General features: G+C 61.4%; 18 protein-coding genes. 10 read left to right on the top strand and 8 right to left on the bottom strand.

All coding sequences use genetic code 11. From position 1 onward, the window contains the following. Window positions 1-96: 96 nt before the first annotated feature. The 3 genes from ASF84_RS25890 to ASF84_RS25880 are packed head-to-tail and all read left to right on the top strand — an operon-like array spanning window position 97 to window position 2,202. Window positions 97-1,479 (top strand): MFS transporter, encoded by a 1,383-nt coding sequence (locus ASF84_RS25890; protein WP_056841751.1) that lies wholly within the window; start codon window positions 97-99, stop codon window positions 1,477-1,479. A gap of 18 nt (window positions 1,480-1,497) precedes the next feature. Continuing rightward, window positions 1,498-1,848, top strand: coding sequence for a cupin domain-containing protein (locus tag ASF84_RS25885; protein WP_056841750.1), 351 nt, complete (start codon window positions 1,498-1,500; stop codon window positions 1,846-1,848). A gap of 9 nt (window positions 1,849-1,857) precedes the next feature. Then, window positions 1,858-2,202 (top strand): RidA family protein, encoded by a 345-nt coding sequence (locus tag ASF84_RS25880; RefSeq protein WP_056841749.1) that lies wholly within the window; start codon window positions 1,858-1,860, stop codon window positions 2,200-2,202. A gap of 149 nt (window positions 2,203-2,351) precedes the next feature. On the opposite strand, the gene ASF84_RS28815 is transcribed toward ASF84_RS25880, so the two are convergent. The 3 genes from ASF84_RS28815 to ASF84_RS29955 form a co-directional block, all read right to left on the bottom strand. Beyond that, window positions 2,352-3,299, bottom strand: a complete 948-nt coding sequence (locus ASF84_RS28815; RefSeq protein ID WP_082481842.1) for an RHS repeat-associated core domain-containing protein — start codon at window positions 3,297-3,299, stop codon at window positions 2,352-2,354. A gap of 172 nt (window positions 3,300-3,471) precedes the next feature. Beyond that, window positions 3,472-4,548, bottom strand: a complete 1,077-nt coding sequence (locus ASF84_RS25870) for an RHS repeat-associated core domain-containing protein (RefSeq protein ID WP_056841747.1) — start codon at window positions 4,546-4,548, stop codon at window positions 3,472-3,474. Window positions 4,549-4,808: 260 nt separating this feature from the next. Further along, on the bottom strand, window positions 4,809-5,834 hold the full coding sequence (locus tag ASF84_RS29955) for a GlxA family transcriptional regulator (RefSeq protein ID WP_269084956.1): 1,026 nt from the start codon (window positions 5,832-5,834) through the stop codon (window positions 4,809-4,811). A gap of 208 nt (window positions 5,835-6,042) precedes the next feature. On the opposite strand from ASF84_RS29955, the gene ASF84_RS25860 reads away from it, so the two are divergent. From ASF84_RS25860 to ASF84_RS25840, 5 genes are all read left to right on the top strand, one after another. Next, window positions 6,043-7,434 (top strand): NAD(P)/FAD-dependent oxidoreductase, encoded by a 1,392-nt coding sequence (locus ASF84_RS25860; protein WP_056841746.1) that lies wholly within the window; start codon window positions 6,043-6,045, stop codon window positions 7,432-7,434. Between the two features lie 10 nt (window positions 7,435-7,444). Beyond that, window positions 7,445-8,413, top strand: a complete 969-nt coding sequence (locus ASF84_RS25855) for an NAD(P)-dependent oxidoreductase (RefSeq protein ID WP_082481838.1) — start codon at window positions 7,445-7,447, stop codon at window positions 8,411-8,413. Beyond that, window positions 8,410-9,861 carry an aldehyde dehydrogenase family protein gene (locus tag ASF84_RS25850; RefSeq protein ID WP_056841744.1) on the top strand — a complete coding sequence of 484 codons (1,452 nt, stop codon included), beginning with the start codon at window positions 8,410-8,412 and terminating at the stop codon, window positions 9,859-9,861. The genes ASF84_RS25855 and ASF84_RS25850 overlap by 4 nt, the downstream gene beginning before the upstream one ends. Window positions 9,862-10,054: 193 nt before the next feature. Next, window positions 10,055-11,698, top strand: a complete 1,644-nt coding sequence (locus tag ASF84_RS25845) for an acetolactate synthase large subunit (protein ID WP_056841743.1) — start codon at window positions 10,055-10,057, stop codon at window positions 11,696-11,698. A gap of 269 nt (window positions 11,699-11,967) precedes the next feature. Then, window positions 11,968-12,852 (top strand): hypothetical protein, encoded by an 885-nt coding sequence (locus ASF84_RS25840; RefSeq protein ID WP_082481837.1) that lies wholly within the window; start codon window positions 11,968-11,970, stop codon window positions 12,850-12,852. A 53-nt stretch (window positions 12,853-12,905) separates the two neighbouring features. Here the strand turns inward: ASF84_RS25840 and ASF84_RS25835 are convergent, their stop codons facing one another. From ASF84_RS25835 to ASF84_RS25825, 3 genes are all read right to left on the bottom strand, one after another. Next, the gene (locus tag ASF84_RS25835; protein WP_156684398.1) at window positions 12,906-13,589 is read right to left on the bottom strand and encodes a hypothetical protein; all 684 of its coding nucleotides are present in this window, start codon (window positions 13,587-13,589) and stop codon (window positions 12,906-12,908) included. A 197-nt stretch (window positions 13,590-13,786) separates the two neighbouring features. Then, the gene (locus ASF84_RS25830; protein WP_056841741.1) at window positions 13,787-14,602 is read right to left on the bottom strand and encodes an ABC transporter ATP-binding protein; all 816 of its coding nucleotides are present in this window, start codon (window positions 14,600-14,602) and stop codon (window positions 13,787-13,789) included. After that, window positions 14,599-16,194, bottom strand: coding sequence for an ABC transporter permease (locus tag ASF84_RS25825; protein ID WP_056841740.1), 1,596 nt, complete (start codon window positions 16,192-16,194; stop codon window positions 14,599-14,601). Before ASF84_RS25825 ends, ASF84_RS25830 begins: the two co-directional genes overlap by 4 nt. 303 nt (window positions 16,195-16,497) lie before the next feature. On the opposite strand from ASF84_RS25825, the gene ASF84_RS25820 reads away from it, so the two are divergent. Next, window positions 16,498-17,508: an ABC transporter substrate-binding protein gene (locus ASF84_RS25820; RefSeq protein WP_056841739.1), complete on the top strand. Its 1,011-nt coding sequence runs from the start codon at window positions 16,498-16,500 to the stop codon at window positions 17,506-17,508. A 30-nt stretch (window positions 17,509-17,538) separates the two neighbouring features. Here the strand turns inward: ASF84_RS25820 and ASF84_RS25815 are convergent, their stop codons facing one another. After that, a complete protein-coding gene (locus ASF84_RS25815) occupies window positions 17,539-18,453 on the bottom strand; it encodes a LysR family transcriptional regulator (RefSeq protein ID WP_056841738.1) in 915 nt (304 codons plus the stop codon). A 180-nt stretch (window positions 18,454-18,633) separates the two neighbouring features. Between ASF84_RS25815 and ASF84_RS25810 the strand changes: the two genes are divergently transcribed. Continuing rightward, window positions 18,634-19,539, top strand: coding sequence for a TauD/TfdA dioxygenase family protein (locus ASF84_RS25810; RefSeq protein ID WP_056841737.1), 906 nt, complete (start codon window positions 18,634-18,636; stop codon window positions 19,537-19,539). Between the two features lie 16 nt (window positions 19,540-19,555). On the opposite strand, the gene ASF84_RS25805 is transcribed toward ASF84_RS25810, so the two are convergent. After that, the gene (locus ASF84_RS25805; RefSeq protein WP_442963088.1) at window positions 19,556-21,157 is read right to left on the bottom strand and encodes an alkaline phosphatase family protein; all 1,602 of its coding nucleotides are present in this window, start codon (window positions 21,155-21,157) and stop codon (window positions 19,556-19,558) included. Window positions 21,158-21,364: the final 207 nt, after the last annotated feature.

Genomic DNA, 21,364 nt, shown 5'->3' with positions numbered 1-21,364 from the left:
TACCCGCACCCAACCCTTGACCCCATCCGCCCACTCGCGACCTTCAAGCCGCGGGCAGGGACTGTGCACCCATAAAAAAGACAATCGGAGGCCATTATGTCCACGTCAAAACGCTCCGTAGAGGATGCGCCGCTCAACGCCTTTCACCGCAAGCTGGCGGTGTTCTCGTCCGGCGGCCCGTTCCTCGACGGCTATGTCCTGAGCATCATCGGTGTGGTGATGCTGCAGATTTCCTCCGCACTGAGCCTCAATGCCTTCTGGGAAGGCCTGATCGCCACCTCGGCGCTGATCGGCGTGTTCATCGGTGGCTTCTTCGGCGGCTGGTTCACCGACCGCTACGGGCGCAAGGTGCTGTACCTCATCGATCTGATCGCCATCGTCGGCTTTTCCCTGGCGCAGTTCTGGGTCGAGTCGGCCTGGATGCTGTTCCTGTGGCGCTTTCTGATCGGCATCGCCGTCGGCGCCGACTACCCGATTGCCACCTCGCTGCTGGCGGAATTTCTGCCGCGCAAACAGCGTGGCCCGTTGCTGGCGGCCATGGTGCTGATGTGGTTCGCCGGTGCGGCGGCGGCCTATCTGGTCGGCGAGCTGATGCTCACATTCGGCGGTGCAGACGCCTGGCGCTGGGTGCTGGCCAGTGCCCTGGTGCCGGGTGCGCTGTTCCTGATGGCCCGCAGCGGCACGCCGGAGTCGCCGCGCTGGCTGCTCAGCAAGGGCCGCGTGGCCGAAGCCGACGCCGTGATCAAGAAGGTCTACGGCCCCGAGTACGGCATCACCGACCTGCCTGAGCCCAACAACAAGGCCCAGGTCTCGGTGTGGTCGCTGTTCCACTCCGGCTATGGCAAGCGCATGGCGTTCATCATCCTGTTCTGGAGCTGCGCGATCATCCCGCTGTTCGCCATCTACGCCTTTGCGCCCAAGGTGCTGCAAGCGCTGAAGCTGACCGGCGACTGGGCCAGTTACGGCTCGATCGCGATCACCATTCTGTTTACCGTCGGCTGCCTGGTCGGCACCTTGCTGATCAACCGCCTGGGCCGGCGCAACATGCTCATCCAGAGCTTTCTATGGTCCGGCGCGGCGCTGGCATTGCTGGGCCTGTACCCAGATGCCACGCCGGGGCTGGTGCTGCTGATGTTTGGTAGCTACGCGGTGTTCATCGGCGGTGCGCAGGTGCTGACCTACGTCTACCCCAACGAACTGTTCCCCACCGAAATCCGCGCCTCGGCCGTCGGGCTGGCCACTTCGCTGTCACGCATTGGCGCGGCGGTGGGCACTTACCTGGTGCCCATCTCGCTGACCACGCTTGGCATTGGCACCACCATGCTGATCGCTGCCGGGGTGTCGCTGTTCGGTGCGCTGATCTCCTGGCTGATGGCTCCGGAAACCTGCGCGCTTGACCTGCAACAGGCCTCGGCGCTGGGCGCCGCCCCGACGGCCAGCGCCAAGGCTGCCCCGTTGAACGCCCGTCAACTCACCTGAACCCAAGGAATCCGTCATATGAGCACTGTATTGACCGTTATCCGCAACACCGATCACGCCGCACTGGGCGAGCCGGCCCCGGCCCGCCTGCCGATCGGCGAACCTGTCGCCCAGGCCCGCACCGCCCAGGACCAGACCAGCGAGGCGGTGGGCGCCAGCATCGGCATCTGGGAAAGCAGCCCCGGCGTATTCCGCCGCCATCTGAAGAACCGCGAGTTCAGCCATATCCTCAGCGGCTGGTGCATCTTCACCCCCGACGGCGGCGAGCCGGTGACCCTCAAGGCCGGCGACGCGGTGCTGTTCCCGGAAAACTGCGAAGGCCTCTGGGACATCCGCGAAACCTTGCGCAAGACCTACGTGCTGTTCTAGGAGCCGGGCATGACCACGATTGAACGTATCCACCCAGGCCCCCGGGCCAGCCAGCTCATCACCGCCGCCGGCCGCTTCGAGACCTCCGGCCTGGTGGCGCAGGCTCCCGGCGACATCAGCGCCCAGACCCGCTGCGTGCTGGATCAGCTCGACGCGCTGCTGGAGCCGTTGGGGATTGGCAAGGAGCGGGTGACCCGGGTGCAGATCTGGCTCAGCGACATGGCCCACTTCGACGCCATGAACCAGGTCTACGATGCCTGGGCCGCTGCTGCGCCACCGACCCGTGCGTGCGTCGGCGCGCAACTGGCCAGCCCGCAATACCTGATTGAGATACAGGCGTCGGGGTATTTGTAACGGCAATCCAGGCCGCAGCGCTTTGTCACTGACAAGGCGCTGTAGTGTGGGAGGCGGCTTGCCGGCGATTGTGGCAGGACAAGCGCAGCAGGTATGTCCTTTTGACTGGCTCTGTCACGGGCGGGAAGCCCCTGCAACACCTGTTCGAGTCAGGGGCTGCCTGCTCTGATGGACTTTTGAGCGTTTTCAAGCAGCGGCTTCGCGCTTTGGGTGTCGCGACGCACTTTCTGAAACGCATTTACTCTGCCCCAGTAGCGCATTCCTTTTTCCAGGCTGGCTGTATTTGGGCTTCTGGCGGCAGTCGGCAGGGGAGAAGTGGATGGCCCTTCCATCTGAGCTGATGCGGGTAGCACGCTGGAGGTTCTGCGAGTCGCAGGTTCTAGAGTGCTGACTAATGTGCCCGCACTGCTTTTTCTTGATATCGATAGCCAGGTGGAGGTTGTCTCAGTGGACGAGATGGACGAGATGGACGAGATGGACATGTTACGGTCCATGGATACATAAGGCACTTCGATTTTTGGTTTCTTTGAACGGCCCAAGAGTTTCAGGCTTTGCCACCATAAAGGACTGTGCCCCGTCGCATCCACCTGATTCACCGGATCCCCCGCACAATACCCATACGCATTCACCCCACCTTCCCCAAACGGGCTCAAGCTGTCCGGGCTGTTGAACCGCATCAGCACCGGATTGAACGCCCGATAGCCATTGCCCAGCAGATAATGCCCGGTCACCGGGTCAAGCCGTTCGCCATTGAACCCTGGCAAGGGCAAAGACGCATGCAGCGGATGGCGCAGGCCGTAAGGCAGATAGGCAAATCCTTGTGGCTGCCCTGCACTCAGGGCATGTATCACCGAACCTGGCACGTCAGTGGCGAGCAGCATCCCTTCACCTTGGCCTGACGCCAGCCGCCGCTGCGCCAGTAACAGATCGGGCGTCTGCAGCCATGAAGTCTGCACTGCGCCCTGGATTTCTGTGCTCAGACGGTTCAGGTGGTAGAAGCCATGCGTATCTTGCTGGCCGAGCGGCGAACACCCGGCCAGCCGGTCAATCGGATCGTAGTGATAACGGCACAGCAGCTCGGGTTTTGGGCGGGTCATGGGCGGCTACCTTAAATGGAAGCGATGCGCTCAGGTTCGGCTTTTATTTCGACCTTGACTACCTGATAAAAATGTCAGGGTCCAATCAGTCGTCGCCAGCCAGGCAATGACCGACGCGTCGAAGCGTTTTGACGTCATTCACGTAATGTGTTCATGGCCCTTCCGGCAAGTGTTACCCAAACCTGATGTTTTCCATGATTCTGCCGAGTTTACTCGGCAGAGTATCCAGGGGGATGTCATGCAGCGTGCCTGTTCCCAATACTTCCTGGCGTAATACTTCAAGTTTCTGTTGGTCGCTGCCGGCGGCTTGAAAGCGTCTAGCGAAATCTGAAAAGCCACTTTCATTGGTCTGGCGGGTTCTTTTCAGCTTTTCCAGTTTGCTCAGTTTTTTGTACAGAGGGCCGTTGTTCGGAAGCTTGACCATCGCGTCGCGAAGGACGCGGTCCGGCGTCGCTAATGCCGCCTTTTTAAACAAGCTTGTTTTGTGACGGCCGCTTATGAATTTTGAAACCTTTTTAATGCCCTCTGCCTGCTCGAACGTCAAAGGGAAACTGGCGACTGCGCAGGGGGTGGAAACTGGGCTGGTGTTGGTAGGCAGGTGAGAAGGAAAGGCAACGCCAGGTGTCAGGTCGGTAGGCAAGACTCTGAATGCTTTGGCTATGGGGCGACTCGGCTCCATCAATTTCATAGGCCGCAGAATTGCTTTCACCCACCCCCATGTATGCCCCGTCGGATCCACCCGATTTACCGGATCCCCCGCGCAATACGCATACGCATTCACCCCACCTTCCCCAAACGGACTCAAGCTGTCCGGGCTATTGAACCGCATCAGCACCGGATTGAACGCCCGATAGCCATTGCCCAGCAAGTAATGCCCGGTCACCGGGTCAAGCCGTTCGCCATTGAACCCTGGCAAGGGCAAGGCTGCACGCAGCGGATGGCGCAGGCCGTAAGGCAGATAGGCAACCCCGTGTTGCTGTCCCGCACTCAAGGCATGTATCACCGAACCTGGTGCATCAGTGGCGAGCAACATGCCTTCACCTTGGTCTGACTCCAGCCGCCGCTGCGCCAGTAACAGATCGGGCGTCTGCAGCCATGAAGTCTGCACTGCGCCCTGGATTTCTGTGCTCAGACGATCCTGGCGGTAGAAGCAATGCGTATCGTGCTGGCCGAGCGGCGAACACCCTGCCAGCCGGTCAATCGGGTCGTAGTGATAACGGCATAGCAGTTCAGGTTTTGGGCGCGTCATGGGCAGCGGTCTTGGGTGCAGGCAGATGCCTTCAGATTCACCCGTTATCCCGGCCCTGCCTACCTGTCAGAACTGCCAGGTCCTAGGGTCTGTTGCCGTTTCAGCACGAGCCGCGTTGCCGGGCCCAATCTCGCCAGGCCAGGCGGAGGACGCAGAAAAGGGGAACGCCCTTTTCAAGACCTCCAACACCGCCTGGCGAGATTGGGCACGCAACCCGAAGGGCCGGGCCTGTTTTGCCGCGAGACGGCGTTACTCGCCACTCATCTGGAATGACCAGACTTCGCGGCGCCTGCCTTGCCTCGCGGCAAAACGGGCGCCGGCGCGGCCGTGATGAAACGGCAACACCACAGGATGAAGTGCGAGGCATCGGAAAAGCCGCAGCCCAGGGCAATGGTGGTGATGTTCTGGCTGGTGTTGACCAGCAGGCGCCGGGCGTGGTCCAGGCGCAGTTTGCGCCAGTAATTGGCCGGCGGTTCCTGGGTGTTGGCCACGAACTCACGGTGCAACTGGCGTGGCTGGGTGCCGACCGCCTGGGCCACGGCCTTGAGCGACATCGGGGTGTCGAGGTGGGTGCGCATGAAGGCGATGGCGCGGCTGACCCGGTCGTTTTCGTAGATGCTCGGCGGGGCGCCGGCCTGCTCCCGGGTGTCGGTCTGGGCCTCGACCAGCAGGTATTCCAGGCCTTTCTGCGCCCGTACCGCGCCGCAGTGGCGGCTGATCAGGCTGGCGGCCAGGTCGATGGCGGTGCCGCCAGGGCAGGTGATGATGCCGCCGTCGTCGACATAGCTCTTGTCCAGCACCGCCGTGGCGCCCGGGAACAGCGTCTTGAATTCGTCGAGGATGGTGAAGTGCACCGCGCAGCGCTTGCCGTCGAGCAGCCCGGCCTTGCCCAGCACGAACGAGGCCGAGCACAGGGCGATGATCGGCACCTTGGCCGCATGCAGGTCACGCAACGCGTCGAGCAGCCATTGCGGCGGGTTGCGGGTTTCGCCCATCAGGCCGCCGGCGATCACGATGTAGTCGTACTGCGCCCAGACATTGAGCGGCTTGGTGGGCGAGATCGGCATGCCGCAACTGGCGGTCACCGGCTCGTCCAGGCAGGTCATCCAGTCCCACTGGCAATGCACCTGCTGGCTGCGGAATGACTTGTCGGCGGCAAAGCGCAGCGAGTCGACCAGGCCCGCCACCGGCACCAGGGTGAAGTGGTTCAACAGGATGAAACCGACCCGCAGGTCCGGTTTCACCGGGGGCTGCACGGCGGTGTCGGGCGCAAGGGCATGAGCCATGATCATTGACCTCCAAAGGGCCGGCGGCAAGGGCCGTGATGTCGATTCTAGGCCCGTGGTGGTGTCCTGAATATCATAGTTGCACCCATAAACAGGAGCTGCAGGACATCCGGTCGCAATGTCCTATCAATTGTCATGGGCGTAATAGCAGAGCCTCTGACGCGCTGCGCATGATGAAAGAAAAACCACTCATCAAGGCAGCCATCATATGTACCGTGGATTCTGGTATGCGCAGGCCCTCGACCTGGACAGCGATCTTGCTCCAGCCCTCGAGGAAACGATTCAGGCCGACGTCTGCATCATCGGCGGTGGCTTTCTCGGGCTTTGGTCGGCCATCCGCCTGAAGCAGGCCAGCCCGGAAAAAGTCATTGTCATCGTCGAGCGTGATCGCTGCGGAGCGGGGGCCAGCGGGCGCAATGGCGGCATCGCCACCAACTGGTGGGGCAAGTACCTGTCGGTGCGCACCATCTGCGGCGACGTCGAGGCGCGGCGTATCTGCGAGGCGGCCGAGTCGGCCATCGACGAGATCGGCAGCTTCTGCGAAGCGCACGGCATCGACGCCCAGTACCGCAAGGACGGCTGGCTGTGGACCGCGACCAATCAGCGGCAAATGAACTCCTGGAAGGTGCTGACCGACGGCCTCAGCAACCTGAACGTCAATCCGTTCCAGGAACTGGACCGCACCACCATCGCCGGCCGGGTCGGCTCGCCGCTGGTACTGGGCGGCATCTACGACCGCAACGCTGCCACCGTGCAGCCAGCCATGCTTGCCCGTGGCCTGCGCCGGGTGGCGCTCAAGCTGGGGGTGAAGATTTTCGAGAAGACCCCGCTGACCCACCTGGAGCGCGGTGCGCATCCGGTGGTGCACACCAGCAGGGGCCGGGTAAAGGCCGACCGGGTGGTGATTGCGATGAACGCCTGGGGCGCCAGGTTTCCCGAGTTGCGGCGCATGATCGCCATCATGTCCAGTGACATGGTCGCCACCGCGCCGGTCAAGGACACCCTTGATGCCATCGGCTTCAGCCGCGGCGAATGCATGACCGACTCGCGCACGGTACTCAACTACTGGCGCAACACACCCGATGGCCGCGTGGTGTTCGGCAAACCGCTGGGCCAGTTCGGCTTTGCCGGGCGCATTGGCGACCTGTACGAAAAGCCTTCGCCGGCCGCCGACCGGGTGACCGCCGAACTGCGCCGGCTGTACCCGCAACTGTCCGGCGTGCCGATCGTCAGCAGCTGGACCGGCCCCATCGACCGGGCCATGAAGGGCCTGCCCAACTTCGGCTACCTCGATCATCACCAGAACATCACCTACGGCATCGGTTTCTCCGGCAACGGCGTGGCCACCACGGTGTTCGCCAGCCGCATCATCAAGTCGCTGGTCGAGCATGCCAATGACGAGTGGGCCAACTGCGGCCTGGTCAACCAGAAGATGAAGCTGCTGCCGCCCGAACCGTTGCGCTTTTTCGGCGCGCACCTGGTGCGCGATGCGCTGGTGCACAAGGAGTCGCTGGAAGACCACAACCGCGACGCCGGTTTCATCACCCAGCGCCTGGTGGCCATGGCGCCGGCCGGCTATGTGCCGGCGCAAAAGAAATAAGGACCCGAACGTGAGCGAACAGATCGTATTTCTCGACGACGATGGCCTGGCCCCGTCCACGCGCCTCAAGCGTCCCGGCTTTGCCCATGCCTGGAAGCAATACGCCTATACCCACCCCGAGCAGGTACTCGACCATCTGCGCGAAGCCACGATTGCCCTGACCTGCAGCGTGCCGCTGCGCGAAGAGCACCTGCGGCAGTTGCCGAACCTGAAGATGATTTCCCTGGCCCTGACCGGCCGCGACATCGTCGATGTCGACTACTGCGATGCGCACGGCATTGTCGTGGCCAGCGTGCCGGGCTATGCCGCCAATACCGTGGCCGAACACAGCCTGGCGATGATCTTCGAGCTGTTCCGGCGCCCGGCCGCCTTTACCCGGCTGATGCGCCAGGTGCATGCCGGCACGGCGGCCTGCAAGAATATCTATTTCGACCACCGCATTCGCGATGTGCGCGGGCGTCAGTTGGCGATCATCGGCAGCGGCCCGATCGCCGTGCGCCTGGCCGAACTGGCCCGGGCGCTGGGCATGCAGGTGCTGTTCGAGGACCGCGGCGGCCAGCGTCGCGGTGCCGATTGCCGACCATTGGCCGAGCTGCTGAGAAGCTGTGACGTGCTGTCGATCAACTGCCCGTTGACTCCTGAAACACACAACCTGATCGACGCCGCCGAGTTGGCCCTGATGAAGCCCGACGCACTGGTGATCAATACAGGGCGCGGCGGCATCGTCAACGAGGCGGCCTTGATCCAGGCCTTGCAGGCCGGCCGCCTGGGCGGGGTGGCGCTGGATGTGGTCGAGCAGGAGCCGCTGCACCCGAGCAATCCGCTGTTCGCCCTCATTGGCCGCGACGACTTTATCCTCAACCCGCACATTGCCTGGAGCAGCGAAGACGCCATGCAGCAGTTGATGGACAGCGCCGTCGACAACATCACTGATTTCCATAGCCGTCAGACCTCTGTCGCAAGGACCCGCACCGCATGAGCACCCCGATCAAAAGCAGCTATGTCGACGGCGCCTTTGTCGCGCACCACACCAGTGTCGACCTGCTGGAAAACCGCAACCCGTCCAGCCCTGACGAGGTGATCGAGCGCTTCGTGCGCGCCGACCAGGCGCTGACCGAGCAGGCCATCGCCGCCGCCCGTCGCGCCGCGCCGGGCTGGGCGCGGGTCAATGCGCAGCAGCGTGCCGACAGCCTGGACTTCATTGGCACCGAGATCCTGGCGCGTCGTGAAGAACTGGCGCAGTTGTTGTCGCGCGAGGAAGGCAAGATCCTGCGCGAAGCCTTGGGCGAAGTGGACCGCGCCGGGCGCTCGTTCAAGTTCTACGCCCAGGAAGTGCTACGCGCCGACGGCGAGAAGTATCCCTCGGTGCGCCAGGACGTGAGCATTGATGTGTTCACTCAGCCGGTGGGTGTGATTGGCATCATTGCCCCGTGGAATTTTCCCATTGCCATCCCGGCCTGGAAGATTGCCCCGGCGCTGTGCTTCGGCAACTGCGTGGTGTTCAAGCCGGCTGAACGGGTGCCGTCTTCGGCTTGGGCGCTGGCCGAGATCATCTCCCGCGCCGGCTTGCCGGCCGGGGTGTTCAACCTGCTGATCGGTCCGGGCCGCAGCGTCGGTGACACCCTCATCCGCTCCAGGGACATCGACGCCATCAGCTTCACCGGCTCCGAACACACCGGCCGGCAGATCGCAAAAATCGCGGCCGAAAACATGACCCGTGTGCAACTGGAAATGGGCGGCAAGAACCCGCTGGTCGTGCTCGACGACGCGGACCTGGAACAGGCCGTGGACGTCGCCCTCAATGGCTCGTTCTACAGCACCGGCCAGCGCTGCACGGCCAGTTCGCGGGTGATCGTCACGGCCGGCATCCACGATGCCTTTGTGCAGCGGCTGGCCGAGCGCACCCGTGCCTTGAAGGTCGGTGATGCGCTGGCGGCCGACACTGACATAGGCCCGGTGGTCGATGCCCGGCAACTGGAGCAGAACCTCGGCTACGTCAGCATCGGCCAGCAGGAAGGCGCCACGCGGGTGTGTGGCGGCGAGCCTGTGGACAGCCCGAGCGGAGCCTTTCTGTTCACTCCGGCGCTGTTTACCGACGTACGTCCCGACATGCGCATTTATCGCGAGGAAATCTTCGGGCCGGTGCTTTGCGTGCTCAAGGTCGATGATTATGAACAAGCGCTGGCAGCGGCCGAAGACACGCCGTTCGGCCTGTCGGCCGGCATCGTCACCACCTCGCTCAGGCACGCCGAACACTTCAAGCGCCACAGCTCGGCCGGCATGGTGATGATCAACCTGCCCACCGCCGGCGTCGACTACCACGTGCCGTTCGGCGGCAACGGCGCTTCCAGCCTGGGCGCGCGCGAGCAGGGCACCCACGCACGGCATTTCTTCACCCGGGTCAAAACCGCTTATCAGTTGGCCTGAGCACTGTTACTTTCTATGTCGGGGGCGCGTCTACGCTCCATGTGCTTTATGACACCGGACTCGGTAGGAGCGCGCTTGCCCGCGACCGAGTGCGCAGCGCTCGCAAAAATCTGCGAAACGCTGAAAGTTTACGACTGCTACGCAGCCGGTCGCGGGCAAGCGCTTTTACAACCAACCAATGATGAGGAGCATCATGGCCAAGGCCGCCGACGTGGTAGTGCAATGTCTGGAAAATGAAGGCGTCGAGTACGTGTTCGGTATTCCAGGTGAAGAGAACCTCGACCTGCTCGAGTCGCTGCGCAAGTCGCAGATCAAGCTGGTGCTGACTCGCCACGAGCAGTCCGCCGGCTTCATGGCCGCCACCTATGGCCGTCTGACCGGCAAGACCGGCGTCAGCCTGTCGACCCTGGGCCCGGGTGCCACCAACCTGGTCACCGCCGGCGCCTATGCCTACCTGGGCGGCATGCCGATGCTGATGATCACCGGCCAAAAGCCGATCAAGAAATCCAAGCAGGGTCGCTTCCAGATTCTGGATGTGGTCGGCATGATGCAGCCACTGACCAAGTACACCCATCAGCTGGCTTCCGCGGACAACATCCCGTCCCGCGTGCGTGAGGCCTTCCGCCTTGCCGAAGAAGAAAAACCCGGTGCCGTGCACCTGGAGCTGCCTGAAGACATCGCCGCCGAACAGACCGACGCACTGCCGATTCCTCGCAGCCTGCACCGTCGTCCGCTGGCCGAGCACAAGTCGATCGAGGCCGCTGTCGCCAAGCTCAAGAATGCTCGCAGCCCGATTCTGGTGATCGGCGCCGGTGCCAACCGCAAGATGACCGCCAAGGTCCTCAAGCAACTGATCGACCAGACCGGCATTCCGTTTGTCACCACGCAAATGGGCAAGGGTGTGGTCGACGAGCGCCACCCGCGCTTCCTGGGCAACGCTGCGCTGTCGTCCGGCGACTTCGTGCACCGCGCCGTCGAAGCCGCCGACCTGATCATCAACATCGGCCACGATGTGATCGAAAAGCCGCCGTTCTTCATGGTCCGGGGCGGCACCGAAGTGATCCACATCAGCTTCCGCTCCGCTGAAGTCGATGCGGTGTATTTCCCGCAGATCGAAGTGATCGGCGACATCGCCAACGCCGTATGGCAGATCGGCGAAGCGCTAGAAGGCGTTTCGCACTGGGACTTCACCCGCCTGCTGGCCATCCGTGAAGCCAACGAAGCGCAGATCGCCGAAGGCGCCGACGACAACCGTTTCCCGGTGTATCCACAGCGCCTGGTCGCCGACATCCGTCGCGCGCTGCCGTCCGAAGGCATCGTGGCGCTGGACAACGGCATCTACAAGATCTGGTTCGCCCGTAACTACAAGGCGCACAAGCCCAACACCGTACTGCTCGACAACGCCCTGGCAACCATGGGCGCAGGCTTGCCGTCGGCCATGGCTTCGCACCTGGTGTACCCGGACCGTCCGGTGATCTCGGTGTGCGGCGATGGCGGCTTCATGATGAACAGCCAGGAACTGGAAACGGCCGTGCGCCTGAAGATGAACCTGACCGTGGTGATCCTGCGCGACGATGGCTACGGCATGATCCGCTGGAAGCAGGCCAACATGGGCTTCACCGATTTCGGCCTGGACTACGGCAACCCTGACTTCGTCAAATACGCCGAAGCCTACGGTGCCAACGGTCACCGCGTCGAAAGCGCCGAAGGCTTCCTGCCGCTGCTGGAAAAATGCATCAGCACCCCAGGCGTGCACGTGATCGACTGCCCGGTCGATTACAGCGAAAACGACCGCATCCTCAACACCGAACTGCGCGAGCGCAGCCTGGCGGTGTAACCGGCCGTTTGCCTGACGCTGCATGGGTGCCTTTGAAAACATAATTTTCAGAGGTGCCCGTATGCCGGAGCGGCTTCAGCCGCGAAGGGGTCTGCACATTGCCGACCTTTTCGCGGCTGATACAGATTTATTCCTGGTCTGTAGGACGTTTCTGATTTTTATTGATTGTCATTGAACATTTGATTTTCGAGTGATTACGTCGGCCGTGTTCTGGAATTAATGCCAGAGGGCTCACGGGTCGACTCAAATAATCAAATGGAATTCTGACAATGATGAATAAAAATAAAAAGCGTCTGAACCTATGGCTGGCGGGTGTATTGACCGCTACGGCCTTGCCGGCATTCGCCCAGACCGATTCGTTGAACCCGGCCAATCAGCCGCCGGTCCAGGCATCGATGACAACGGTGCTGGAGGACCGTGTTCATCTGCTCAAGCATGAGCTGGAAAGCGTCACCGCGGTTCACCACTACACCTTTACGGCCGTGCGTGGCCAGACTGTTCTATTGGCCATTCCGGACGTCAGGTCCTACGGCAAGCAATGGCGGCTGGAATACCGGACCGATGGCGGCGAATGGAAAGCCAAGCAGTGGAACGGGCCTGAAAAGATGGAGCGGCTGGCGCCAGGGACAACAGTTGAAGTGCGGGTGATGGCCGCCGAGGGGGTTCAGTTTGACAAGGCGCCTTATGAACTGGCGTTTGGTTCGTACCCACACATGCATTATGACTTCCATCACGAAAAAGGCTTCATGCCTATTCCTCATGGGCTGACCGAGCCTGCTTTTCTCGCCACCCAGGCGTTGACCGAGGCGTTGCTGGAGGTCAGTTTCACCGACAGTAAAAAACATCCGCTGGCGGGGGGGAAGGTAGACTTTACGTTTAGTCCCAATAGCAGCGTTAAACCAGAAACAACACACTATACCTCTGGCGGTGATGGCAAGGTGGTGGAGCTTATAAGGTTCAATGGCTGTGAAGGGGGAAGCTATGCTGAGCCGTTTGTTCATGTCAAGAATGGCAGGAATACATGGGCAACTCGGTACAAAACGGGGGAGTACAAGGTGCTGAATGTATTGCCAGGCAGCCATGCAGACAAGCCTCATGTGTATAATTTTGGACATATCTGCAAACGGTGGCTTATCAACTGGTCCAAAAACTGACCGTCTGACAAACGCTCTGCTGAGACCCTGTCAGTAGAGCGTTCTATTCACGCTTATACGGTTATATCCACCAAAGGCTCCTCACGCTTTTCACCGTTTTCGATAATTTGTCGCACAAAGGCCTCATGCATTTTCTCCGGCTTCAGCAGGATGAGCTTTCCGTAATCCAGCGTGTCCTGAATATTCAAGAGGTCCAGCTTGTATTTGCCGCCAAAGGCCTTGTCATCGTGGTCAACCAAGGCCATTGCCATTTTGGCATGCGCTTGCACGCTGTCCCTGAACCCCCTGTAGTTATTGAGGCGTTTTGTCAGATACTCCAGGTCACCTTCGCTGAGCAAGGCGTCCTGATTGAGGATTTTTACTTGAGCGTCATCGCCCAGTGTGTAGCTGAACTTTTTGTTGGCCAGATCGGGCCTGAAGACACCCAGTTCGTTTCTTATTTTTCCGTGCATACTTTGCTGAACCTGGAGTTCTATATTCGAAAATGACTTGAGGTGATCCAGGTACATCTCCTTGGGCATTGGACGCTCTTCTTTAACCTTACCGGTTTCATGGTAATAATAAGTCCTTCCCTTCCAAGGCTCTGCCTCTCGGGTATAAAACGCTTTTGCCCGCGCCTCCCTGGGGTCTTCGTTGATTTTCGGCGTGCTGGATAAAGCCTTTTCAGCACCCGGCCCAGAAGGCCTGGGCAGCACGTGAGTGGGTATTGGTGTCGAGGCGATACCGGTGATGTTCATGTCGATGTTCTCTGGCGGATGGATTCGTTATTGCTAACGGCCATCGCGCCAAGAACTTTGCCTGATCATGGTGTAGGACTATTCCGAAGATGAACCTGGTTGTGAACGGTGTCTCAAATACGGCGCACGTTCCTCGCGCCTGTCTCTGTGGGCGCATGGCGCCACTCGACGTTGACGAGTGGCGTGCGCACCGCTCCTTACAACGCAATAAAGGCCGGATGCAGCCCTCGAATGTGCTCCGTCACCGGCGCCACATAGTCCTCGTCGTGGGTCAACTCATGCAGCAACTCTTCACGCAACTGATGAAAGTCGAACCGGCTGCGCTGGCGTGGATGTGGCAGGTCGATGTCGACGACCCGCTTGATGCGCCCGGGCCGCGGTTCCATGACCACCACGCGGTCTGCCAGGAAAATCGCTTCTTCGACATCGTGGGTGACCAGCACGGTGGTAATTCTTGCTCGTTCGCGAATCGCCAGCAGCTCGTTTTGCATCTGCTGGCGAGTCAGCGCGTCGAGGGCGCCAAACGGTTCGTCGAGCAACAGGATGCGCGGGCTGGCCACCAGGCCGCGGGCGATGGCCACACGCTGGGCCATGCCGCCTGACAACTGGTGCGGATAAGCACGAGTGAAATCCTTCAGGCCCACCAGATCAATGAAATCGCTGATGCGCTGCTGCTTTTGCGCAGCACTCAGCGGCTCATTGACCAGGCCCAGGCCGATGTTGTCGTGCACCGTCAGCCAGGGGAACAGCCGGTGTTCCTGAAAGACGATGCCACGTTCGCTGCCGATGCCTTTGACCGGTTTGCCATCGACCCGGATCTCGCCGCGAAAGTCGGTATCCAGGCCGATCAGCAGGCGCAACAGAGTGGATTTGCCACAGCCGCTGGAGCCGACGATGGCGACGAACTCGCCCTCGGCAATCTCCAGGTTGAATTCCTGAATGGCCTCGATCTGGCCACCATCGACCGCAAAAACCTTGCCGACATGGGTGAAGCTGACAATGGTGTGGGTCATGCGTGTCTCCAGCGCGTGGCGCGCGCTTCGATGCGTTGGCCGAAATGGTTGAGCAGGGCGCCGGTCAGGCCGACCAGCAGCATGCCGCTCATGATCACGTCCATGCGCAGCAACTGTTGGGCGCCGATCATCAGGCTGCCGATGCCGCCGTTGGACGGCATGAAGTATTCCGCACCGATAGTGCCCAGCCAGGCGTAGATCAGGCTCAGGCGCAAGCCGCCGAAGATGCCCGGTGCGGCGCCCGGGAACACCAGCCGGCCAAGGCGCGGCAGCGGGCCCAGGCGCAGCACCTGTGCCGCCTCGGTCAGCTGTGGCGACAGGCTGGCGACGCTGCGCTGGGTGGCGATGTACAGCGGAAAAAAGGCGGCGAACGAGACGAACACCCACTTGGCCGGTTCGCCCAGGCCAAACCAGGCCGTCAGCAGTGGCACCCAGGCGAAGATTGCGATTTGCCGCAGTGCGCCCAGGCTCGGTCCGAATACGCGTTCGGCCCGACGCGAAAGCCCCAGCAGCAGACCGACACTGAACCCTGCCAGACCGCCCAGTAACAGGCCGCCCAAGGTGCGGCTCAGACTCATCAGCATGGCTGCAGGCAGGCTGCCGTCGGCCAGGCCTGTCCAGGTGGTGTGCAGCACCAGTAACGGAGACACGAGGATTTGCGGGGCGATCCACTGCAATTGGCAGGCGAATTGCCATAGCGCAAGCAGTGCCAAAGGCAAATACCAGGCTTCTACGCGCTGCCAGCCGCGCAATCTGGCGCCACGATTCAATTGCGCAGTGGGTGGATGTGGCCAGTGCACCAGTGTGCGATCGGTCCAGCCGATGGCCAGGTCCATGCCCACGCCGATGACCCCGATCACCACGATGCACACGAAGACGATGTCGAGCATGAACAATTGCCGGGCCCAGACCATCAGGTAACCGATGCCCTCGCTGGACGCCAGCAGCTCCACCGCCAGCAGCGACGACCAGCCAGCTGACAGTGCCAGGCGTACGCCGGCCATGAACGAGGGCAGTGCGGCGGGGACGATCAGCCTGCGCACCTGCAAGCCCCTGGGCAGGCGCAACACGGCGGCGGCTTCACGTAGCCGTGGCTGGGCATCGCGCACGCCCACCAGCGTATGCAGGGTGATCGGCACTATCACGGCCTTGATCAGCACCACCAGCTTGAGCACTTCGCCGATGCCGAAGAACACCATGAATAGCGGTATCCAGGCCAGGGTAGGAATCTGTGCCAGCGCGCTGAACGTCGGTAGTACCAGACGCTCGGCTCGCCTGCTGCTGCCCAGCCAGGCCCCGATCACCGCGCCACTGCCGATGCCGGCCAGCAGTCCCAGCGCCAGGCGTTGCAGGCTGACGCCCAGGTTGACCCAGATCTCGCCGGCACCCAGCTCCAGCGCGCTCTGCCACACCAGTGCAGGCGCAGGCAGGATCTGCTCGCTCATCCAGTACTCGCGGCTGGCTACCCACCACAGGGCAAAGATCAGCGTCGGCACAGACCAGCCTTGCAAGCGCAGGGTAAAGGCCGGGCACCACCGGCGCGGTCGGTGCAGGCCAGGGTGCGGTACACCAAGGGTCAATTCACGGGGCATTGGCGGTCTCCGTTGGCAGCATCGTGCGCTGCAAACCAAAACATATTTGCTTATTCTTTATTTGCATATAAATTATTTTTTAATGTCTTTGATTGCATAAAAAAGCCATTAAATACGGATTGCAAATTGCGGCCAATGCATTCATAGAATATTTTCCATGCGCTTCATGCATGCACCCGCAAACAAAGGGGGAACAGGCCTTATATTCTTTTAAGTTACTAATATTTTGTTTTTAATTATTTTATTTTCAGTTCGATGTGTGCCTGACTGAGGCTTCGAGCCAGAGGCTTCAGGAGCCATTGCATGATTATTGTCTTCCCCCGTTTTGCCCGTCGTTTTGCCGCCCCCGTGCTGGCTGCTCTGTTCACCTGTATGGTGCCCTTGGCCCAGGCTGCCGATGTCAGGGAAATCCGTATCGCTGTGCCGGACTTGAGTGCCGGCACCCAACACAGCGGCACGGGTACTGTCGATGTATTGCGCAACCAGCAGTTGCTGGAAAAGGCATTTGCCGAAGACGGCATCAAGGTGCAGTGGAATTTCTTCAAGGGCGCGGGGCCGGCGATCAACGAGGCCTTGGCCAACGGGCAGGTCGACTTTGCCTATCTGGGCGATCTGGCAGCGATCATCGGCAAGGCCAATGGTCTGGATACCCGCGTGCTCAGCGCCAATGGGCGTGGTATCAAGCAGTACCTGGCGGTCAACCCCGAGGCCGGGATCAAGACCCTGCAAGACCTCAAGGGCAAACACGTGGCGATTTTCCGCGGCACCGCTTACCAGTTGTCGTTCGCCGCTGCGCTGGCCAGCCAGGGCCTGAAGGAAAAGGACCTCAAGGTCATCAATCTTGACATCAATGCTGCCGTGGCCGCACTGGGCGCCAAGCAGATCGACGCTACCTGGGGTTCGGCATCGCTGACTGCCTTACGCGACCGCGGCCTGGCCGAGATCCCGCTGACCACGCTCGACCTGAGGGGCGCCGGCAGCATCCAGAGCGTGCTGGTCGGGTACGGCCCGTTCATCGACGCCCACCCTGAGGTGGTCGACACATTGCTCAAGACTAATGCCCAGGCCTTGCACTGGTTGCAACAGGAGAGCAATCGCCAGGCGTATATCGAGCTGGTTTCGGGGTTGGCCAACTATCCACAGGCAACCTTGCAGGATGATTTGCAAGGGCTGGACTTGAGCGTGCGCTTCGATCCGCGTCTGGATCCTGCGTTTCTGGCGCAGTTGCAGGCGTCGGTGGATCTGGCCGCTGAACACCGACTGATCCGCAAGCCGTTCAAGGTCAGTGAGTGGTTGTGGGACAAGGCGTTGTGACGCGGCCTGCGTGATGGATGCACTACGGCCTCATGCGGCCTGGTGTACCTGATCCAGGCTGATGATCGTTTCGATCATCGCCCTTGCCGCCGGTGACAGACGAAAGCCGGTGCGGCTGACGATGCCGCAGCGGGCGCCGGCGCCCGATTGTTCAAGTGACAGATTGCGCCATTGCAGGCGTACCAGTGCGCCTGGGGCGACATCGGCAGCAAAGCCTTCCTCGCTGCTGATACCGATGGCATCGGTCTGCGTGACGATCTTGACCAGGCTTGCAAAGTGATCGGTCTGAATGCCCGGGCTGAAGTCGCTGCGGCCACTGGCGGTGGCCAGCAGTTTGCGAAAGCCCGGTGGCAACAGCGTGGCGGCTACCGGGTAGTCGAACAGGTCATTGGTCGACAGGCTGTCCTTGTCCAGCAGCGGGTGGCCGGGCCGGCAGAAGAACACGCCGCGCCTGGGTGTCAGCGCCTGGGTGTGAAAGTTGGGGTCGGACTCGAAGTGGCGGATGTCAGCAATAAAAAACTCGATGTCATCACGGTTCAGGCTGCGGCTGAGCGTTTCCCAGTTGGCCACGTCGAAGCCGACCCTGACCTTTGGGTGCGCATTGATAAATCGCGCTACGGCATCCGGCACCAGCTTGACGGCCGGTGCCGGGCCGCAGCCAAAGCGCAGTTCGCCGGCATCAAGCTTGGTCATTTCGGCCACTTCCCGGGTCAGCAGATTGGCATCCTTGATCAGCCGCAAGGCGTGCTGCAGCACCACATGCCCTTCGGGTGTAGGACGCAGGTCCTTGCTGGCGCGGTCGACCAGCACACAACCGAATTCCTGCTCCAGCGTCTGGATACTGCGGCTGAACGCCGGCTGGGTAATGCCCATGGCTTCGGCACCGCGTACAAAACTGCGGTGTTCATTCAAGGCGATGAAGTAGCGCAACTGGCGAAGATCCATATGCATTCCCGGCATTGTAAAAATAGGGCGAAGGTATTGGCCGTCAGGTTGGGTAGAGGTTTTAAATACAGGCTCTTATTCCGTCAATGAATTATTTGTTTTTTTGATATAGCTATATTGCATATCAATAGAGCGATGGTTCCTGGCGATTCTTCTGACCCGAATATTGAGGTTCATCCTATGAACAACGCAGCCCTCGCCCCGTCAGCGCGACTCGACACCCTGGACATTCGCCCGGTGGCCGGCCGCATCGGGGCCCAGGTGCACGGCGTCACGTTGGGTGCGGATCTGGCCCCGGCAGTGATCGATGTCATCCAGGCGGCACTGTTGCAGCACAAGGTTTTGTTCTTTGCCGGCCAGACGCATCTGGACGATCAGCAGCAGGAGGCCTTTGCCAAGCGCCTTGGCGAGCCGGTGGCGCACCCGACCGTGCCGGTCAGCGAAGGCTCCAGCTACCTGATGCAATTGAGCGCTGCCGACGGCCAGCGGGCCAACTCCTGGCACACCGACGTGACTTTCGTGGCCGCTTACCCCAAGGCCTCGATTCTGCGCTCGGTGGTCGCACCCGAGTCGGGGGGCGATACGGTCTGGGCCAATACGGCCGCCGCCTACAACGACCTGACCGAGGATCTGCGTGAACTGGCCGACAAGTTGTGGGCCGTACACAGCAACGAGTATGACTATGTGGGGCCGCGCCCCAACGTGACGCCCGAGCAAGTGGAAAAGTACCGCAAGACGTTCACCTCGACGGTGTTCGAAACCGAGCATCCTGTGGTGCGTGTGCACCCGGTCAGCGGTGAGCGTTCATTGTTGCTGGGGCATTTCGTCAAGCGCATCAAAGGCTATTCGGCCGTTAACTCCGCTCACATATTCAGCATGCTGCAAAGCCATGTGACGCGCCTGGAAAACACCGTGCGCTGGCGCTGGAGTGTCGGTGACGTGGCCATCTGGGATAACCGCTCGACCCAGCATTATGCCATCGACGACTACGCCGGCCAGGCGCGCATCGTGCGCCGCGTGACCCTGCACGGCGAAGTGCCAGTGGGCGTGCATGGGCAGCGCAGCGTGACCACGCGCGGAGCCTGACGGCCATCGACATGCCTTACCACACGCCGATATACACCAGCTTTTCTTCGGCCGGCTCGCCGTAGCGAAAGCGCTGCCCGCGCAGGTCGATCTCGGCATGGCTGATCGTGGTGCGGCGCTTGAGGGTGCGCAGCCAGTCGAACAGGTAGCCCTGATGTTCTTCGCGTACGGCGGCAAAGGCAGGGTTCTGACCCAGGTCGTGCAGCTCTTGCGGGTCGTTTTCCAGGTCGAACAGTTGCGGGCGCACGCCGTCGTAAGCCAGGTACTTGAAGCACTCGCTGCGCACCATGTACATGCGGCAGCGATCGATGGGCTGGCCGATGCGTTCGCGGGCCGGGGCCTGGAAGGCATAGTCGTATTCGGCAATCGCATAGTGACGCCACGACGGGGTCGCGCCATGCAGCAAAGGGATCAGTGAGCGGCCTTCCAGGCGGTGGTCGGCGGCCGGCAGTCCCAGGGCGTCGAGAAAAGTCGGCAGGGCATCGATGGTCTCTACCAGCCGTGCATCGACCTTGCCGCGGGTCGCGTCGGCCTCGGCGCGCGGGTCGCGCACGATCAGCGGTATGCCCACGGCCTGCTCCAGCAGAAACTCCTTTTCGCCCAGGTAGTGATCGCCCAGAAAGTCACCGTGGTCGCTGGTGAATACGATCAGCGTGTCTTCCCAGCGACCGTTGCCTTGCAGGTGATCGAACAGCCGGCCGAGTTGGTCGTCGACCTGTTTGATCAGGCCCATGTAGGTGGGCACCACGTTCAGGCGCACCTCGTCACGGGAGAAATTGAGGCTTTCTTCATGCTGGCGGAAGGCTGCGTACACCGGGTGATCGCTGGGGGCCTCGGCGCGTACCGGGGCGATGACCTGTTCGGCACTGTAGAGCGCGTGATAGGGCGCCGGCGCAATGTAAGGCCAGTGCGGCTTGATGTAGGACAGGTGCAGGCACCAAGGCTGTTCGCCTTGCTCGTCAATGAAGTCAATGGCCCGGTCGGTGGTGTACACCGTTTCGGAATGGGCCTCTGGAATCCGCGCCGGCAGGTGGGCGTGGCGCATCTGCCAGCCGCTGAGGATTTCGCCGTGGTCGCCTTCGGCAGCGTTGGCCCAGTCGTGCCAGGGGTTTTTGCCCTCGAAACCTTGCGCGCGCAGGTAATGGGTGTAGGGCGCGTCTTCGCGTTTGTCATCGAACGCCGGGCCGTGCGGGTATATGCCGTCGTGACGTACATAAGGTTCGAAACCGACCTCATCGAGTTGCTGGGCCTGGGCACTGTGCGGGTCCAGCGCCAGGCGTTGTTGCGCCTCGCTGTTGGGCGTGGCGTGGGTCTTGCCGACCAGCGCGGTGCGGATACCGGCCGGGCGCAGGTAATCGCCCAGGGTCAGTTCGTCCAGTGGCAGCGGCACGCCATTCCAGGCCACCTGATGGCTGCTGACATAGCGCCCGGTATAGGCCGACATCCGCGACGGGCCACAGATGGTGCCTTGGGTGTAGGCGCGGCTGAAGCGCACCCCGGCACCCGCCAGGCGGTCGATGTTCGGTGTGTGCAGGTGAGGGTGACCATAGCAGGACAGGTAATCGCGACGCAGTTGGTCGCACATGATGTAGAGCACATTGCGCACAGGTTTCGACACAGGTTCAGCCTCGGGCAGAAAACCCTTATTGCGCAGGCAGCAGGACCGGCCGGCAAGCGCATTTGCTGAATATCTGCCATGCAGGATTTGCATCGGAACAGGCGGGAAAGCCGCTTTCAGGGTATGCATTTTGAACATCGAAAGTATCGGGCAAATGCATTTGCCCAAGCGTGGACGAACTCCTTATAAAGACCGTCTCTTATTCAT

The organism is Pseudomonas sp. Leaf127 (assembly GCF_001423155.1).
GTDB lineage: Bacteria > Pseudomonadota > Gammaproteobacteria > Pseudomonadales > Pseudomonadaceae > Aquipseudomonas > Aquipseudomonas ovata.
The sequence above is the reverse complement of the archived record's forward strand: the minus strand, read 5'-3'. Positions and strand labels throughout refer to the sequence as shown.